Source organism: Calothrix sp. CBUCES-K 9914, from assembly GCF_059640475.1.
The window spans coordinates 1-12,762 of record NZ_JBXXZH010000254.1; the positions used below are offsets into that span (position 1 = coordinate 1).

Annotated in this window: 15 protein-coding genes; 9 read left to right on the forward strand and 6 right to left on the reverse strand. The window is 39.9% G+C overall.

Features of this window, described 5'->3' with window-relative positions:
* The coding region (gene menD / locus AC2JBO_RS36165; RefSeq protein WP_496958465.1) for a 2-succinyl-5-enolpyruvyl-6-hydroxy-3-cyclohexene-1-carboxylic-acid synthase at positions 1–1,456 on the forward strand (1,456 nt) is incomplete at its 5' end.
* A 102-nt stretch (positions 1,457–1,558) separates the two neighbouring features.
* On the forward strand, positions 1,559–2,059 hold the full coding sequence (locus tag AC2JBO_RS36170; protein WP_496958466.1) for an LOG family protein: 501 nt from the start codon (positions 1,559–1,561) through the stop codon (positions 2,057–2,059).
* Between the two features lie 6 nt (positions 2,060–2,065).
* Here AC2JBO_RS36170 and AC2JBO_RS36175 read toward each other — a convergent pair whose 3' ends face one another.
* The gene (locus AC2JBO_RS36175; RefSeq protein WP_496958467.1) at positions 2,066–2,785 is read right to left on the reverse strand and encodes a class I SAM-dependent methyltransferase; all 720 of its coding nucleotides are present in this window, start codon (positions 2,783–2,785) and stop codon (positions 2,066–2,068) included.
* Between the two features lie 274 nt (positions 2,786–3,059).
* On the opposite strand from AC2JBO_RS36175, the gene AC2JBO_RS36180 reads away from it, so the two are divergent.
* The 3 genes from AC2JBO_RS36180 to menB all read left to right on the forward strand — a co-directional run bounded on the left by AC2JBO_RS36180 (position 3,060) and on the right by menB (position 4,850).
* Positions 3,060–3,248: a hypothetical protein gene (locus AC2JBO_RS36180; RefSeq protein ID WP_496958468.1), complete on the forward strand. Its 189-nt coding sequence runs from the start codon at positions 3,060–3,062 to the stop codon at positions 3,246–3,248.
* Positions 3,238–3,729 (forward strand): hypothetical protein, encoded by a 492-nt coding sequence (locus AC2JBO_RS36185; RefSeq protein ID WP_496958469.1) that lies wholly within the window; start codon positions 3,238–3,240, stop codon positions 3,727–3,729. The genes AC2JBO_RS36180 and AC2JBO_RS36185 overlap by 11 nt, the downstream gene beginning before the upstream one ends.
* A 287-nt stretch (positions 3,730–4,016) precedes the next feature.
* Positions 4,017–4,850: a 1,4-dihydroxy-2-naphthoyl-CoA synthase gene (gene menB, locus AC2JBO_RS36190; RefSeq protein WP_496958470.1), complete on the forward strand. Its 834-nt coding sequence runs from the start codon at positions 4,017–4,019 to the stop codon at positions 4,848–4,850.
* Between the two features lie 299 nt (positions 4,851–5,149).
* On the opposite strand, the gene AC2JBO_RS36195 is transcribed toward menB, so the two are convergent.
* Together AC2JBO_RS36195 and AC2JBO_RS36200 are read right to left on the reverse strand one after the other, a co-directional pair.
* Positions 5,150–5,452 carry a hypothetical protein gene (locus AC2JBO_RS36195; RefSeq protein ID WP_496958471.1) on the reverse strand — a complete coding sequence of 101 codons (303 nt, stop codon included), beginning with the start codon at positions 5,450–5,452 and terminating at the stop codon, positions 5,150–5,152.
* 412 nt (positions 5,453–5,864) lie between these two features.
* Entirely contained in the window at positions 5,865–6,404 is a 540-nt protein-coding gene (locus AC2JBO_RS36200) for a DciA family protein (RefSeq protein ID WP_496958472.1), read from the reverse strand.
* Between the two features lie 180 nt (positions 6,405–6,584).
* Here AC2JBO_RS36200 and AC2JBO_RS36205 point away from each other — a divergent pair, with 180 nt between their 5' ends.
* From AC2JBO_RS36205 to AC2JBO_RS36220, 4 genes are all read left to right on the forward strand, one after another.
* The gene (locus tag AC2JBO_RS36205; protein ID WP_496958473.1) at positions 6,585–7,907 is read left to right on the forward strand and encodes a hypothetical protein; all 1,323 of its coding nucleotides are present in this window, start codon (positions 6,585–6,587) and stop codon (positions 7,905–7,907) included.
* A 126-nt stretch (positions 7,908–8,033) separates the two neighbouring features.
* Positions 8,034–8,705, forward strand: a complete 672-nt coding sequence (locus AC2JBO_RS36210; protein ID WP_496958474.1) for a PspA/IM30 family protein — start codon at positions 8,034–8,036, stop codon at positions 8,703–8,705.
* Between the two features lie 198 nt (positions 8,706–8,903).
* Positions 8,904–9,713 (forward strand): PspA/IM30 family protein, encoded by an 810-nt coding sequence (locus AC2JBO_RS36215; RefSeq protein ID WP_496958475.1) that lies wholly within the window; start codon positions 8,904–8,906, stop codon positions 9,711–9,713.
* A 101-nt stretch (positions 9,714–9,814) separates the two neighbouring features.
* The gene (locus AC2JBO_RS36220; RefSeq protein WP_496958476.1) at positions 9,815–10,153 is read left to right on the forward strand and encodes a Dethiobiotin synthetase; all 339 of its coding nucleotides are present in this window, start codon (positions 9,815–9,817) and stop codon (positions 10,151–10,153) included.
* 145 nt (positions 10,154–10,298) lie between these two features.
* Here AC2JBO_RS36220 and AC2JBO_RS36225 read toward each other — a convergent pair whose 3' ends face one another.
* The 3 genes from AC2JBO_RS36225 to AC2JBO_RS36235 all read right to left on the reverse strand — a co-directional run.
* A complete protein-coding gene (locus tag AC2JBO_RS36225; protein ID WP_496958479.1) occupies positions 10,299–10,889 on the reverse strand; it encodes a hypothetical protein in 591 nt (196 codons plus the stop codon).
* A gap of 232 nt (positions 10,890–11,121) precedes the next feature.
* Complete coding sequence (locus AC2JBO_RS36230) at positions 11,122–12,177, reverse strand: J domain-containing protein (RefSeq protein WP_496958477.1); 1,056 nt, start codon at positions 12,175–12,177, stop codon at positions 11,122–11,124.
* Positions 12,178–12,293: 116 nt separating this feature from the next.
* A partial coding sequence (locus tag AC2JBO_RS36235) for a zinc-binding dehydrogenase (protein WP_496958478.1) occupies positions 12,294–12,762 on the reverse strand: 469 nt, incomplete at its 5' end.

Sequence of the window (12,762 nt, forward strand, 5' to 3'; positions counted from 1 at the left end):
TTTTTATCCTGCGGTAATAGAAGCATATGAAAGTTGTGTACCGCTATTGTTGCTAACTGCTGATAGACCGCAAGAACTGCGCTTTTGTCACTCTGGGCAAACTATCGACCAAGTAAAGCTATATGGTAATTATCCTAACTGGCAAGCTGAACTAGTAGTCCCAGGCGCCGAACTAGAGTTATTAAGATACCTGCGGCAAACAATAGTTTATGCATGGGAGCGTTGCTTGGTTCCACAATTTGGCGCCGTACATTTGAACATACCGTTTCGCGACCCTCTTGCTCCTGTCGCTGATGGTGTTGACTTAACTAATATAGAATTTGAGCTAAAGAGTGAAGATTTTTGGCGCCACATTCAACTGTCTCTACCCTCTTGGACTTCCCCCTTACACCTGGATCCGGATGAACGCGGTATTATTATCGCTGGAGTTGCTCAACCATATGAAAGTGAGAAATATTGTACTAGTGTTGCCAACCTCGCGCGCTGTTTAAATTTTCCCGTCCTTGCTGAAGGACTTTCTCCAGTTCGTAACTACGCTCACCTCAATCCTTACATAATCTCTACTTACGATGCAATTCTTCGTCATCCCCAATATCGAGAACAGCTTGCACCCGAAGTGGTTATTCTAGTTGGAGAAATGCCGACTAGTAAAGAATTACGCGCATGGTTACAGCAAACTCAACCGCGACTAATAATAATAGACAAAAGTTTTCGCAATCTCGATTCTCTCCATCTCAATACTACACACTTACGGGTAGATGTTAGTGACTTAGCTGATGTTCCCTCTTTTCCAGCTAGTACTTACATGGAACAATGGCGCCAGTTGGAAATAAAAACGCGCGCTGTACTTGATAGAACTTTAGAACAAAGCAGCGAATTTGAAGGTAAAGCAGCCTGGTTACTTTCACAGATACTACCACCAAAAACACCTTTGTTTATTGCCAACAGTATGCCCGTGCGCGATGTTGAATTTTTCTGGAAACCCAACAATCTTGGTATTAAGATTTTTGTAAACCGAGGCGCCAATGGTATTGATGGGACTTTATCTACAGCTTTAGGAATTGCACACCGTAATAAAAGTAGCGTTATGCTTACAGGGGATTTAGCTTTACTGCATGACACAAACGGGTTTTTGATTAGAAATAAATTTATCGGTCATTTAACAATAATTCTTATTAATAATAATGGTGGTGGTATTTTTGAGATGTTGCCCATAGCTAAATTTGAACCACCCTTTGAAGAGTTATTTGCCACTCCACAAGATATTGATTTTGCTAAACTTTGCGCTACATATGGCGTTGAGCATGAGTTAATTACATCATGGGATTTATTAAAGGAAAAATTAAACCCATTGCCAACTACAGGAATCCGTGTATTAGAATTACAAACAAATCGCAAAGCAGATGCAAAATGGCGAAAAGAATATTTAAATAAATTCGCTACTAATCTTGATTAAAGAAGGGGAGATAAAGCGATGAAATCTGTTTGCGTATTTTGTGGTTCGAGCATGGGACTTCGACCTAGTTACAAAAAATCAGCGCAAAAACTAGGTTAAACTTTGGCTCATCTTGGATTAAAGCTAATTTACGGTGGCGCCAGTGTTGGATTAATGGGTGTAGTTGCTGATGCGGTTTTAAGTAATGGAGGTGAGGTAATTGGTGTAATTCCAAAATTTTTAGCCACCAAAGAAATTGCCCATGTTGGACTCACCGAGCTTTATGTTGTAGATTCAATGCACGAACGTAAAACCAAGATGGCAGAATTAGCAGATGCATTTATTGCTTTACCGGGAGGATACGGGACACTTGAAGAGTTTTGTGAAATATTAACTTGGGCACAGTTAAGAATACATGAGAAACCTTGCGGATTATTGAATGTTGAGGGGTATTTTGACCCCTTGCTGAAATTGTTTGATCAAGCTGTTACAGAAAAGTTTCTGAAACCAGATTTACGCACGCTAGTTCTCGAAGCATCAGAACCTGAAGATTTATTAAGTTTGTTTGCAACTTATAAACCGAAGCTAGTTGATAAATGGATTGATAAGGATGTTAAGCCATAATTTCCATTATGTTTTGATTCCACCAAACACAGCTAAACCATAGTACTTCCAAGGAACAGCTACAGTTGAAAATCCGGCTTGTATTAACATTTGTAAGTGTGCGTTCAAAGTTGCCAATTGGTCTTGATTAGAATATCCCACAGGAGTGCTACTTCCTAGTCTCGCACGAATATCAGCAAGCGTCGTACCTTGTTGAGCCGCCCATTCTTCGCGCGCTAATTTATACACTTCTGCTAAAGTCGGCGCCTCTGGTAGAGTTGGGTCTGCGTTCCAAAAACAACCACCTGTACTGAGACTTTCGTAAATACGTATAAATAAATTTTGCTTCATCTCATCAGTAAGGTGGTGAATCGCTAGGGATGATATACACGCATCAAAATCGGCGCCTATGCCAAATTTATCAGGGTTAGTTGCCCACTCTCCAAAATCTGCTTCTTGTCCCGACCATCGTTCTTGATATCCGGAAGAAGCGACCTTTTCGCGCGCAAAATTAATCATACGTGGTGAATAATCAAGCACTGTTATATTCGCATCTGGACAGCGTTTGAGTATTTTGAGCGTTAATTCACCCGTTCCACAACCTAATTCTAAAATTTTTTTACTTGTGGATGATACACAACGAGTAATTACTTCAAGCATTTCATCATAACGCGGCAAAAGTTGACGAATACCAGCGTCAAAGTCAGAAGTGTTAGCAAATACTTCACCTGGATAGATTTGTGACATAAGTTAAACTAGCAATGGAGCATTTAATTATCCTACTGAAAATTCAGAAACCCAACTTCATAAAAGTTATTGTATTTGAGAGCAGCACAAATTTTAATGAATCACATAGAATCGGCTATAGAGTGGAACTTTTATAGGAGTGATAATCTAAGTATAAAAAAGTACTAAAATAAACAAAGTTGGCTATTAGCAGTATAATAGATAACTTTAATTATTTACAAATGAAGACAAATCTTCTAAGGTCAGCGTACAGGGAATTTACTATTCACAAGCAATGACCGAGGAAGCGCAAGAAAAAGAAAATCGCCATGCTGTTACAAGTCCTGAGTATTGTAAAAAGATGGCAAGCAAGTACGGTTGGAAACTAAAGCGTATAGAAAAAAAGGGTACAGGGCAATTAGCTTACGAATGTGTGTTTGAAGGAGAACAAACTAGTTTCGAGGATATTACTAATGAAAACTGATACATACGACATCTATGACCATTTGGCAGACCGAGAAACTTTGGTTGTTTACATGACTAAACACGAGGGAGAATCAGTAACTATCGACGGTAGCTTGCTTACTGTGGGACGTTGTACTCGAATACTTCAGGATTCTTACGATTTTCGTCCTGTTCACAAACGGCAAGTCAAAATCGGAGAACGTCTTACAGTTAACGCGACTATAGGGGGGGGACTTAGAGCTAGGACAATTCCCACGGACTGGGTAGTGACAGAAGCTGAAACCTATGAGCCTAAAAACGAAATACCAGGTTTCAGGGAAATAATAATTGCTTACTGTGAACAAGTGCCCTTATCTTTGGATGAATTTAGAAAAGCTATCTATGATAGTGGCCTTGTAGTTAGCTCAGACTCCTTTGGAGGTGATGAAGAAGCTTACCAAAAATATTTAAAATCATCAAAAGCAACAGCTAATACCAACGGTAATGTAAATGCTATTTAAGTCTACAAAATTATAGATGCAGAAATGGTAGGTGCCAACATTCCTAGAGGATAAGTTACACACAAATATATCCTCTAGGAAAATTCACATCCCTTGGCGGCGCAAGTTCCTAGAGGATGAGTTACACACACAAATATATCCTCTAGGAAAATTCACACGCCTTGGCCTCTCTAGGAAACCTACCTGCTCATCAGGAACGGGCAAGGATGCCCATTCCACAAGATAGAAAATTGAGATGACGGTGGCTGCGATAAAATTTTCTTGTTCGGCAATAATAAAAGCCTGTAATGGAAACCACCTGGCAAACTGTTAAAACTTACGAAGATATTCTTTATCATAAAGCTGATGGCATTGCAAAAATTACCATCAACCGCCCTCACAAGCGTAATGCTTTTCGCCCTAAAACCGTTTTTGAGCTTTACGAGGCTTTTTGTGATGCTCGTGAAGATACCAGTATTGGAGTTGTTTTATTTACTGGCTACGGTCCACATACAGATGGTAAGTATGCTTTCTGTTCGGGTGGCGACCAAAGTGTGAGGGGACAAGCTGGTTATATTGATGATGAAGGTACACCACGATTAAATGTATTAGATTTACAACGTTTAATTCGCTCGATGCCTAAAGTTGTAATTGCATTAGTTGCTGGTTATGCAATTGGTGGTGGACATGTTTTACATTTGATTTGTGACTTGACAATTGCTGCTGATAATGCTGTATTTGGTCAAACTGGTCCAAAAGTTGGCAGCTTTGACGGTGGTTTCGGCGCCAGCTATCTCGCGCGTATCGTTGGGCAAAAGAAAGCGCGAGAAATTTGGTTTCTTTGCCGTCAGTACAATGCTCAACAAGCGCTAGATATGGGATTAATAAATACAATTGTTCCAGTAGAACAACTCGAAGCTGAAGGTGTTCAATGGGCAAAAGAGATTTTAGAAAAAAGTCCCATTGCTATTCGCTGTCTCAAAGCTGCGTTTAATGCTGACTGCGATGGACAAGCTGGTCTGCAAGAACTAGCTGGTAACGCGACTCTACTTTACTACATGACTGAAGAAGGCACCGAAGGAAAACAAGCTTTCTTAGAAAAGCGTCAGCCAAATTTCCGTTCTTTCCCTTGGCTGCCATAAAAATTCCAACATTAAAAATCGCACCTTGAACATGAAGATGCGATTTTTTTTGCACAAAGTTTTTCAACGAAATACAGTTAAATCTTTAAAACACAGTTGCACTAATATCTGAGCTTCGCATTTTCAATTGCCTTGTCAAGTTAATCCGCGCACGAATGCTTCTTTTTGTTACTTGAGATAATTTACTCAGAGTTATTTAATAAATACCTGAAAAATACAAGTTATTGAACAGCTTTCCCACTCCCCATTCATTGCGAAAAATATCGAAAAATATATCAACTGTTCACATTTGGTTATGACTAAACTGATACAGTATCAGCTACTAAGAGTTCTGCACGGTGAACTGGTGCGACTTCTTGTACTTTTGTTCGAGCATCTTGATTCAAATTTGAGGCAACAATAACAGGTATAGCTTCTGGCAAACTCCACACATCCTCCAAAGTTTCCCAGGATGGTGCAAATGCTGGTAAAGCAAGCGAGCAAGCTTTCCAATGTCCCTGAACTGGCGCCCCTAATTGCTGGCAGTTCCCACCACGACGACCTTCTGGATTGTAATGACGACAATATCGGCAGGCAGAAGTTAAGAATTTGATGCTCTTCATATTGAACGCCGTAGGCAAATAGTTTTCATTACTTATTTTGCTCCTAGATACAAATACGGATGAATGCCAACAAACCATTGTTGAGTATGCGTTTAAGCGATCCCAGACCAAATTTACCTTTATATTTATTTTATGTTTGTGTTATATTTTTCAATGTTTTGGTTACAAAGACGATACATAAAGCAAATTGGTCTCCAGAAAATAACAAGTAAAATCAATTGGGATCAAGGCTAACGTTACCGCTATGAATTTATCAATAATTTACAAATCATCCATAAGACGGAAAGTTTTATGCTCTTCGCTCTATCGACTGGAGTATTTATACAGTATTTATATAAGAGTTATTAGAAAGCTTTTTGTTTATGCTGTTTACTTGAGGCGCCACAGGCAATGTACTTATTTAGGTATTTATTTAAAAACTTTTTGCTGCACATAATGCACAAACTCCCCAACGTTGAAGTTCACCCGTCGGTGTAGGAGATTGACATTGAGGACAAAGCGGTAGGTTACCCGAACTAGCTTGCACTTTTTTAACCCAACTGTCAAAAGTCGCGTTCACACTAACTGGGATATTAGTTTCTGTCGGTTCACAGGCTGCTTGTTCTTGGTAGCACGGGTGTTCTTGATGCGAAGGTTTTTTTGGCTTTATGAGGTGTGTTGTGCTATTCCATCCAGCAGTCGAAAAATGAATGTCGTTTAGCGGAGTCGATAATTTTTGATTTACCTTGAGAAGCAAGCTTTTGCGCTCAAACGTCAAAGTTTGCGACCATGCAGCACTTGATGTTGCCACCCGCAACACGTCACGATGAATTGAGACAGGACGGGTATGGAGTGCTATTGTGCGACCTACGACTTCATGCCAACTTTGAAGCAAGATGAACAAGGGCGGAGTTTGCCAATGACCTCGCGCGTGTAAAGTATTTAAAATACCGCCTACAGTGTCAAGATTCATCTTTGAGCCTGAGTTGAAAGCCTCTAAAATTAAATCTATTGTAAATAAAGCTATATTGACAATAAAGTATTATCACGTCCGCAATATATCCTTATATCGAGCAACCAAACATTATTTTTCTTAATTTTTCTTAACTTTTTGTTAACTTTCATTAGGTTTTATCGCTTTAGTGAGTCGGAAATGAGTCAAAATTCCCTAATGCATACGGGTGGTCAATTTTCTAAAACACCCGGTTTGAAGCCACCGCTAGCTGCGGCACTGGCTAGTTTAGAAGTACAGCTTGACCGAGAGTTAGCAAGGTATAGACGTACACGGACTGGTGGATATCGAGCTTCTAACTCGAATGCCCTTGGCACCTCTAATGGCGCCTCTAATTCCTCCGTTGGTCTACAGTTTTTGACTCCAGTGACAACCACGACAGAGGATGTCGCTTATCCATCCTTAGAAGAAAACAATAATGAAAATCATGAAAATAATGAAATTTCTTCAGAAACTAGAACAGACACACGGTTAACCAATGCAGATGAACTAATAACAACACTACCTCCACCACCCCCACCACCACAAAGTCCGGTAAAAGTTATATCTGACTCGGTAAAAGAGCCAGCCACTACAACTCCACTACCTCCTCCAAAACCAGCAAGTGCTAGCAGCATCGTGCCAGTTACCACAGTAAAGACCGAGCCGAGTCAAAATATTAGTCAAAATATGACTTCGGATAGTCCTAAAACTCAACCTGATGATTATTTAGAATCATCAGAAGCACTGCTACGAAGTTTAACTGAAGAAGCTCCGAAAGCCCAAAAACGGCCAAATAACAATAATAGTCTTTTGTCTCCTTTGGGAATTGGTTCGATTTTATTGTTTGTGATGTCAGGTTTGATTTTGGGGTATGCAGTAATAAATCCCAAAGGAATGCCACAATTGGGTCTTGGTGGTTTATTCAAATCGGATAGCTCGACTGCAAGTAATAGTGACAGCAGCAGTCAAGTCAATAACGGTAATACTAAAACAGTCGCGCAACCGCAATTAACACCAATACCTAAATATCCAAACCTTGCTACTGACGAGTTTCCAGAAGTTAATAGTCCAAATGACGTTGTTGGCTTAAAACCCAAGCCAAAAGCAACTCCTTCAGGAGCGCCAGTACCAACTGCACCAGTTCAAAATCAACAAAGTGGAATTAATAATGCCGTTCCAAGCATTCCAAGCATTAACCCTACAGTTCCAGCTAAAGAAGCACCAGTTGCCATTACACCATCATCTGCACCAACACAAGAGGTATCTATTTCTGACCTCAAACCCTCAGCCGATGGGTTTTATCATGTAGTTATAGATAACAATAGTAAAGACACTTTTGCTTCCGCACGTAAAGCAGTTCCAGATGCATATTTGTCACCAGATGGCAAGTTAATTTATCTTGGCGCAATAAAAAATAAAGAAAAAGCTCAGGAATTGCTCACCGAAATCAAGCGAAAAGGACTCAATGCTAGATTTAAATGAGTAGAGAGTAGAAAGTGCTAAGTGCTGAGTGCTGAGTGCTGAGTAGTAATGACTCATAACTCATAACTCATAACTTAGCACTAATAACTCAGCACTCAGCACTTAGCACTCAGCACTATAAAAATTATGGGCTTTTTAGATAGGATTACACGTGTAGTACGATCGAATGTAAATAGTTGGGCGGCATCTTCTTCTGACCCAGAGAAGGTTTTGGAGCAAACCGTGATTGAGATGCAAAATCATTTGATCCAGTTACGGCAGGCAGTAGCTAGCGCAATTGCGACTTATAAGCGCACCGAACGTCAAGCTGCGAATGCTACTGAAGCTGCAACCGAATGGTACAGACGTGCCCAACTTGCTCTTGGACAGGGAAATGAAATTCTTGCCCGTGAAGCGCTTACTAAACGTAAAAGTTATCAAGATACCTCTATTGCACTTGGCGCCCAAGTCGAGCAGCAAAACAGTGTTATTGCTACACTAAAAAAAGATATGCGAATGCTCGAACTTAAAATTGCTGAAATTAAATCTAAAAAAGATATGTATATCGCGCGCGCACGTTCAGCAACTGCGTCACTCCGTCTAACTGAGCTTATGGGTGAACTCACGAGTGGCTCCACAACACTTTTTGACCGTGTTGAAGATAAAATAATCCAGCTTGAAGCTCAAAAAGAAGTAACTTATATTACCAACAACGACAATTTAGAAAAGAAATTTTCAGCATTAGAATCGGGTGATAATGATGTAGATAAAGAACTTGCAGCAATTAAAGCTCAAGTTTTAAAAAAGACAGATGCATGAGTATTATTGCTTAAGTAAGTATGTTTTAATAAAAGCTAAATGTACTGGGTGCGGAAAATCGAGCATATCCTGAGAAGAAAGATATTAAGGAGGCACAATCCAAAAAAGAAAGATTAAATTTAAATATAGGTAGTTAGCTAATAGTAAAAATCCAAATCGCTCTTAAAAGTGAGCGCGTAAATCTCAAAGGAAAAAATTATGGGTTTATTCGACAGAATTAGACGAGTGGTTAGTGCTAACCTCAACGATATGGTGAGTAAAGCCGAAGACCCTGAAAAAATGCTAGAACAAGCGATTCTGGAAATGCAGGAGGACTTGGTACAGCTACGTCAGGGTGTTGCACAGGCTATTGCTGCACAAAAGCGTACTGAGAAGCAATATAACGATACCCAAAATGAAATCAACAAGTGGCAGCGCAACGCACAACTAGCACTGCAAAAAGGTGACGAAAATTTGGCTCGTCAAGCTTTGGAAAGGAAAAAGACTTTTAATGATAATGGAACTGCGCTCAAAGCTAGCTTAGACCAGCAAACGACGCAAGTCGAAACCCTCAAGCGCAATTTAATCCAGCTTGAGAGCAAAATTTCCGAAGCCAAAACTAAGAAAGAGATGCTTAAAGCTCGTATTACCGCAGCGAAAGCACAAGAGCAGCTTCAAGGTATGGTGCGTGGGATGAACACATCTAGCGCAATGTCAGCTTTTGAGCGTATGGAAGAAAAAGTTTTGATGCAAGAAGCGCGCGCTCAGTCCGCAGGAGAATTAGCAGGCGCCGACTTAGAGAGTCAGTTTGCGAAATTAGAAGCAGGTAGTGATGTAGACGATGAGTTGGCAGCACTCAAAGCCCAAATGACGTTAGGTCCAGCCAGTGCAACCAACCAACCCCAACTACCTGGACAAACAACATCACAACCCAACTCACAATCATCAGCACAACCCTCGGCGCCAAAATCTGAAGAAGTTGTTGACGCTGAGTTAGAAACCCTCCGTAAACAATTAGACCAGATGTAAAAATATATACGAGCTATATTTTTACCAAATACTTTTTTTCTGAATCCCACAAACTAGTATTTGTGGGATTTTATTGTCTGATTGTAGGGTAATGTAAGAGAATGAATTACGACACCGCGCGCAAAGTCCTTATTGACCAAGCGATTTCAAATCCAGACAATCCAGATGCCCTGCTGACACGGATGCAACAGGGTAAACCTCCTGTACCAGGTCAAATAACATCAGTATTACTGGCTCTAAAAGTGGCATTTGAAGGACTAAAAGAAGCCACAACCTTAGACCGCGAACTTGCTTACGCTTTATACTTATTATCTTTAAGGACACAACAGTTGTTTGCTGTTGGACGCAAAAACGGTATTGATTGGCCGCCTTTATTAAAAGAAGATTTATTAAGAATCGCAACAGCTTGCGAAAGCATTTTCTCTGGAACTTGGCAATAAAGATAAGAGTGCTGAGTGCTGAGTTATGAGTGCTGAGTGTAAGTGTGAGTAGAGTTATGAATTATGAAATGTAACTTTTGAGTTATGAGTTATGAATTATGAATTATAAAAACTCAGCACTCAGCACTCAGCACTCAGCCCTTTCTTATCGATTTCGTAGTTCTGTTTCGAGTTTATCAATGTCGGTTTTTAATAGTACAGTCATTTGACCTGTGTAAGCTTTACCTTTTTTGGGTTGGGCTATTTCTATCCAGTAAGCGTAACGGTCGCCCATTCTCAGTTGACCGCGTAGTGCTTCGCGAATGGGGGTTCTTGCTAAACGTGCTGAGTTAATTGCACTTTGATTCGGATAGTCGTATATTATCTGCGCGCGCTTAAAATCTTGGTATATATCTAAACCATAAATTATTCGTAACGACTCTTGTAAGCGGTCGAAACTCATGCCGTTAATGGCATCGTACATTGCAAGTCGTTCAGTACGTATTTGACTACGATCTTTAGGAAAACCAACGGCGCCTGGGGGTAGTACTGAAGCTTGAAAAGTAAAACGCTGGGCAGCCGTATCGCTTTTTTGAACATAAAAACGCTCACCTGCACCTGGCTTCAACGTTGGATGTCCTTTTATCCAGGCGCCGACTTCTTCAGTACTTTGTCCAGGTAGCGCGTTAGCATGATTTGTAAAGGCTAGAAAGGTAACAGGTAATAGCCAAAGAGGAATTAGTTGCTTTGAGCGCATTTTCATTCTTTTCCATTTAAGGGATTATACGGTGATACCCCTGGTATCAATATCTGGTATAAATATGGGGTAATATTAGTTTTCCCTTTTTTGGTAGAATTCACCTCATTGTTTCAAGCAAATATCTAATAAGTAAATTTGATAGGTACACGAAAGGGTGGACAAGAGCGCCCACCCTGGAACATATGCAATAATTTAGGGTAGTAGAATTATAGCACTGAGTTGATGCGCGTCAAAATCTAACATAACCATCAAACTCATCAAACATATCTTCTAAAAGCTCCTCCATCATTTCCTGCTGCATAGAGCGCAAAATATCAGGGCCACGCAAAAAGTCTTTGACGCTAATTCTACTTTGCTTGAAATCCTGGGCATAATCACGTATCTGAGAAATTATCCGAATTTGATTCTCTAACTGTTCGGTAATCGTATCAAGGGGTTCCACTCCTTGTTTTCTAAATTTCTTAAAATCTGTCACCATGTTTCCTTGAGGTGTTTTCTTCGCTTCTCGAAGTTCCCTTTTCAAACTTTCAAACTGCGTTTTGAGAACTTGATTCTGCTGCTCTATACGTATACACTTTCTACTTAAATCATCCTCACTAGTACTATCTATTTCTTCTCCGACTTGATACTGCTGCTCAATTTCTAATAGTCTTGCCAAATCCCCTTCAGTATAAGCTCGGTTAATCTCCTTCATAATTTCAGTGTGACGTTCTTGGGTTTCAACATCACTCGCTTTGTCTGGATGAAATATTTCAGCTAACCGCAAAAATATGTGACGAATTTTTTTAGAAGATTCACTACGACTTGCTGATGGTGATTCGACTTCTGAACGTGACTGATGATAATATTGATGACCTGATTCATGTGAATTCTTAAATTCCTCGTCACCATTAAATTGCTCATCAATTTCTAAATCTTCTTCCTCAATCGGTTGAGGACTGATTATTTCCGCATATTGTAAACTACGATAAATCTCTTCAACCTTCTTCTTATTCTGCTTATTCAGCTTTTTATTTTTGATAATTTCTTTAAATATAGCATGAATTTCTCTATCTATAACTGCTATTTTCTGAAAATTTGGAGTTGCTCGACCAAATACTTCTGTGGCAACAGTACGCATTTGCTCAACAAATTTATCCAGTTCCGTGCGCTTCTTCTTTATTTGCTTGAGCAACTTCTGGTGTTCGGTTTCTAGACCTTCCAAACGCAGATGAAGTTGCGATGGCGCCAGAAAAGTGGCAGTACTGGTAGTCGCGCGCTTTTTTGGTGAAGATTTTTGTGGCATGACAACGAGTGAGAGCAAAGGGTGTTAACCGAACATTTTTAACTAGATTGACACAAAAAATTACAAAAGTTACCTTTCACAATCAAAAATTTATTTTACACTTAACATCAACGTACTCAATTATAACCTGGATTTATTGCCACTTTAATTACTTTACGTTCCCGCATATCTACGAATACCTGTTCCAAATCTTTTAAAGGACGATGTTCGCTTATAAGTAATTCAAAAGGAATCTTTCGGCTCGCAATCAGCAAAAGTGCTTTGCGTACAAAATAAGGAGTGTTATGGAATACACCTTTAATTGTCAGTTCACTATAATGTAGCTGCTCTGTACTTATAGAAATATTAGTGTTTTTAGGACATCCGCCAAATAAATTTACCGTGGCGCCGCTTCGGGCACAAGCTATTGCTGTTTCCCATACGCTTGGCACTCCTGTAGCTTCAATAACGACATCAGCACCTAACCCCAATGTCAGTTGTTTGACTAAACTTGGGATATGTGATACCGAATGATAATTAAAAGTTTTCGCGGCGCCAAGTTTCTTCGCTATCTCTAATCTTTGCTCATTACCTCCAAATATCAGT

Excerpts from the sequence above, each read along its gene's own strand:
- AC2JBO_RS36200 (WP_496958472.1), bottom strand. The coding sequence starts at position 6,404 with ATGAATCTTGACACTGTAGGCGGTATTTTAAATACTTTACACGCGCGA.
- menB (WP_496958470.1), top strand. The coding sequence starts at position 4,017 with ATGGAAACCACCTGGCAAACTGTTAAAACTTACGAAGATATTCTTTAT.
- AC2JBO_RS36215 (WP_496958475.1), top strand. The coding sequence starts at position 8,904 with ATGGGTTTATTCGACAGAATTAGACGAGTGGTTAGTGCTAACCTCAAC.
- AC2JBO_RS36195 (WP_496958471.1), bottom strand. The coding sequence starts at position 5,452 with ATGAAGAGCATCAAATTCTTAACTTCTGCCTGCCGATATTGTCGTCAT.
- AC2JBO_RS36205 (WP_496958473.1), top strand. The coding sequence starts at position 6,585 with ATGAGTCAAAATTCCCTAATGCATACGGGTGGTCAATTTTCTAAAACA.
- AC2JBO_RS36210 (WP_496958474.1), top strand. The coding sequence starts at position 8,034 with ATGGGCTTTTTAGATAGGATTACACGTGTAGTACGATCGAATGTAAAT.
- AC2JBO_RS36185 (WP_496958469.1), top strand. The coding sequence starts at position 3,238 with ATGAAAACTGATACATACGACATCTATGACCATTTGGCAGACCGAGAA.
- AC2JBO_RS36230 (WP_496958477.1), bottom strand. The coding sequence starts at position 12,177 with ATGCCACAAAAATCTTCACCAAAAAAGCGCGCGACTACCAGTACTGCC.
- AC2JBO_RS36225 (WP_496958479.1), bottom strand. The coding sequence starts at position 10,889 with ATGCGCTCAAAGCAACTAATTCCTCTTTGGCTATTACCTGTTACCTTT.
- AC2JBO_RS36180 (WP_496958468.1), top strand. The coding sequence starts at position 3,060 with ATGACCGAGGAAGCGCAAGAAAAAGAAAATCGCCATGCTGTTACAAGT.
- AC2JBO_RS36175 (WP_496958467.1), bottom strand. The coding sequence starts at position 2,785 with ATGTCACAAATCTATCCAGGTGAAGTATTTGCTAACACTTCTGACTTT.
- AC2JBO_RS36220 (WP_496958476.1), top strand. The coding sequence starts at position 9,815 with ATGAATTACGACACCGCGCGCAAAGTCCTTATTGACCAAGCGATTTCA.